The organism is Conyzicola sp. (assembly GCF_046714715.1).
Lineage (GTDB): Bacteria > Actinomycetota > Actinomycetes > Actinomycetales > Microbacteriaceae > Conyzicola.
The window spans coordinates 1-3961 of the sequence record NZ_JBKKAD010000096.1 but is presented as its reverse complement, the minus strand read 5'-3'; the positions used below and the strand labels follow the sequence as shown (position 1 = coordinate 3961).

The window sequence follows — 3961 nt, the reverse complement described above, 5'->3', positions numbered from 1 at the left end:
TCTGTAGACTCCCTCATAGCTTCTATCGAAGACGGTTTATCCACCGTTGGCGAGGCGTACGGCTCGATGTCGTACCCCGCACCTACGGTTGGAAACAACTGAACCAGCCTTTGTCGGAAGGCTCGGGGCCCTGCACCATCGGCCCCCAGAATCCCGACAGCCTATGGGCAGCAACCTACGACTCCAAGGAGACACACAATGGCATCAGCAGCAGACCGCGAAAAAGCGCTCGACACCGCCCTCGCCCAGATCGACCGCCAGTTCGGCAAGGGTTCGGTCATGCGCCTCGGCAGCGACGAGCGCGCTCCCGTCGCCGTGATCCCCACGGGTTCCATCGCGCTCGACGTCGCGCTCGGCATAGGCGGGCTTCCCCGCGGCCGCATCGTCGAGATCTACGGACCGGAGTCGTCGGGTAAGACCACCCTCACGCTGCACGCCATCGCGAACGCGCAGCGTGCCGGCGGCATCGCAGCCTTCATCGACGCGGAGCACGCGCTCGACCCCGAGTACGCCCAGAAGCTCGGCGTCGACATCGACGCACTGCTCGTGTCGCAGCCCGACACGGGTGAGCAGGCCCTCGAGATCGCCGACATGCTCGTGCGCTCCGGCTCGATCGACCTCGTCGTCATCGACTCCGTCGCGGCCCTCGTGCCGCGCGCCGAGATCGAGGGCGACATGGGAGACTCCCACGTCGGCCTTCAGGCCCGGCTCATGTCGCAGGCGCTGCGCAAGCTCACCGGTGGCCTCAGCCAGACCAACACCACCATGATCTTCATCAACCAGCTGCGCGAGAAGATTGGTGTGTTCTTCGGTAGCCCCGAGACCACCGCCGGCGGTAAGGCGCTCAAGTTCTACGCGTCGGTGCGCCTCGACATCCGCCGCATCGAGACCCTGAAAGACGGCACGGAGGCCTACGGCAACCGCACGCGCGTCAAGGTCGTCAAGAACAAGATGGCGCCGCCGTTCAAGCAGGCCGAGTTCGACATCCTGTACGGCGTGGGCATCTCCCGCGAAGGTAGCCTCATCGACTTCGGCGTCGAGCACGAGATCGTGCGCAAGTCCGGAGCCTGGTACACCTACGACGGCGACCAGCTCGGCCAGGGTAAAGACAACTCGCGTAAGTTCCTGCTCGAGAACCCCGAGATCGCCGCCGAGATCGAGGGCAAGATCATGCTGAAGCTCGGCATCGGCGTCGAGGGCAAGGCGGCGAAAGACGTGGCCGACAAGGCCGCGGCCGTCGAACGCGCCGAGGCTAACGCCGCCAAGATCGCCGCGAGCGCCGAGAAGGCAGCCAAGGCCACGAGCGCGGCAGCACTCAAGGTCGCGAAGGGTTCGGCCGCCGGTGCTGCCGCAACGCAGAATGTCGCCGCGCGCGCCGACGCCGAACTGCTCAAAGCCGTAGGCGAATAGCGTGGAGCGTTCCGACGGCCGTCTCGCGAAGGTCAGCTACTTGTTCGGCGCGCCGTCGGAAGCCGCTCCCGCGGAAGTACCGTCAGATGCGTCTGCAGATGAGTCCGCACCAGATGCCGCGGTGTCGCCCGTCGGTGACACCGCGGGTCCCGCGGCGAACGGGCGCACACCGGCGTCGGGCTGGTACATCGAGCCAGGAGCAGACGCCGATGGCCCGTCGTCCCGCGACGACGAACCGGCAGAAGAAGAGCCCGAACCCGAGGCTCCTGCTATAGCCGCGGCCCGGCGGTTTCTGTCCGTCGTCGAGAACTCGGGCGCTGAGACCACGGCGTCGGACCCTGCGCCGGGCGGTGTGCGCTTCGTCGAGCAGCCCGACCACCCCGACCAGCCCGACCAGGCCGAAGAGGCTGCACCGAAGCCTCCACCGGTGCGCCGGGCAAGCATCAACGCCCTCGCCCGCAAGGGCATGTCGAGCGCCGAGATGACCACGCTGCTCGAGAACCGAGAGATCGAGCCCGACGAGGTGGCGGCCGAGGTCGAACGCCTCGAGGGCGCGGGCCTCCTCGACGACCGCGTGCTTGCCCACGACCTGGTGAACACGCTGCGCGACCGCAAAGGCCTCGGCAAGTCGGCCATCACCGCCGAACTGCGTCGACGTCAGGTCGACCAGGCCGCGATCGACGAGGCGCTCGAGAGCGTCGACGTCGACGACGAGCTGGAGCGCGCCACGGAGGTCGCGATCAAGCGTGCCGGCCAGCTCAGTTCCTACGACCGAACCACTGCCGAGCGACGGCTGAGCGCGTTCCTGCAGCGTCGTGGCTACTCGGGCACCGTGGTCGGCGCCGCGGTGAAGGCCGCGCTCGGGCCGGCCGGGCCCCGGTTCAGGTAGGCGCGAGCAGCTTCCGGCGTAGGCCACCCTTCGGTGATCGCGCCGCCCGCAAGTTCTACACTGGACAGCACTATGACCCTCGTCGCACCCACGCCAGTAGCGCCCGAATCGACCAAGGTGCGCACCTACGAGGTGCGCACGTACGGCTGCCAGATGAACGTGCACGACTCCGAGCGTCTGAGCGGTTCGCTGGAGGCCGCCGGCTACGTGCGGGCGTCCGACGACCAGGCCGACATCGTCGTGATCAACACCTGCGCGGTGCGCGAGAACGCCGACAACAAGCTCTACGGCAACCTCGGAATGCTCGCCTCGATCAAGAAGTCCCACGAGGGCATGCAGATCGCCGTCGGCGGCTGCCTCGCGCAGAAAGACAAGTCGGTGATCCTCGAGAAGGCTCCGTGGGTCGACGTGGTGTTCGGTACGCACAACATGGGGTCCCTGCCGGCGCTGCTCGAGCGCGCCCGCCACAACGACGAGGCGCAGATCGAGATCCTCGAGTCGCTCGACGTCTTCCCGTCCACGCTGCCCACCCGGCGCGAGTCGACGTACAGCGGCTGGGTGTCCGTGTCGGTGGGCTGCAACAACACCTGCACGTTCTGCATCGTGCCCGCGCTGCGCGGCAAGGAGAAAGACCGGCGCCCCGGCGACGTGCTCGCCGAGGTGCAGGCGCTCGTCGACGACGGCGCGCTCGAGGTCACCCTGCTCGGCCAGAACGTCAACTCCTACGGCGTCGAGTTCGGCGACCGTCAGGCCTTCGGAAAGCTGCTGCGCGCCGCCGGCACTATCGACGGCCTCGAGCGCATCCGCTTCACCAGCCCGCACCCCGCCGCGTTCACCGACGACGTCATCGACGCGATGGCCGAGACCGACGCGGTGATGCCGCAGCTGCACATGCCGCTGCAGTCCGGGTCCGACCGCATCCTGAGGGCGATGAAGCGCAGTTACCGCAGCGAGAAGTTCCTCGGGATCCTCGACCGCGTGCGCGCCAAGATCCCCAACGCCGCGATCAGCACCGACATCATCGTCGGTTTCCCGGGCGAGACCGAGGAAGACTTCCAGGAGACGCTGCGGGTGGTGGAGGCCGCGCGCTTCGCCTCGGCGTTCACTTTCCAGTACTCGATCCGCCCCGGCACTCCCGCCGCCACCATGCCCGACCAGGTGCCGAAGGCCGTCGTGCAGGAACGCTATGAGCGCCTCACCGCCCTGCAAGACCACATCTCGCGCGAAGAGAACCAGAAGCTCGTCGGCACCGTCGTCAACGTGCTGGTGTCAGCCGCGGAGGGCAAGCGCGACGCGGAACGCCATCGCCTGTCGGGCCGCGCCGAAGACTCCCGCCTCGTGCACTTCGACGTGCCGGCGGGCAGCGAGGTGCCGCGTCCCGGCGACATCGTCACCGTGCGCATCAGCGAGGCCGCATCCTTCCACCTCGTCGCCGACGCGACACCGGGCGAACCCCTGATCGTGCGCCGCACCCGCTCGGGCGACGCTTGGGACCGCGCCGAGGCCGAGTCCTGCGGTGTGCCGGCCCCCGCGGGGGCCGCGGGCAAGACCGGCCAGGTCTCGCTCGGACTGCCCGGCCTGCGCATCGGCACGGGGCCCGGCGCCTCGCTCCCGTTGCGCGCGGTCAGCGCCCCGCAGGTCTCGACGACGCCCATCTACGAC

Annotated in this window: 3 protein-coding genes; all 3 read left to right on the top strand. The window is 68.4% G+C overall.

What is annotated here, in order from left to right:
- The first annotated feature begins 198 nt into the window (after positions 1–198).
- The gene (gene recA, locus ACLQ6X_RS07530; protein ID WP_411699556.1) at positions 199–1410 is read left to right on the top strand and encodes a recombinase RecA; all 1212 of its coding nucleotides are present in this window, start codon (positions 199–201) and stop codon (positions 1408–1410) included.
- Position 1411: 1 nt separating this feature from the next.
- Positions 1412–2299, top strand: a complete 888-nt coding sequence (locus ACLQ6X_RS07525; protein WP_411699555.1) for a RecX family transcriptional regulator — start codon at positions 1412–1414, stop codon at positions 2297–2299.
- A 72-nt stretch (positions 2300–2371) separates the two neighbouring features.
- On the top strand, positions 2372–3961 hold a 1590-nt coding region (miaB, locus tag ACLQ6X_RS07520; RefSeq protein WP_411699554.1), incomplete at its 3' end, for a tRNA (N6-isopentenyl adenosine(37)-C2)-methylthiotransferase MiaB.

Excerpts from the sequence above, each read along its gene's own strand:
- recA (WP_411699556.1), top strand. The coding sequence starts at position 199 with ATGGCATCAGCAGCAGACCGCGAAAAAGCGCTCGACACCGCCCTCGCC.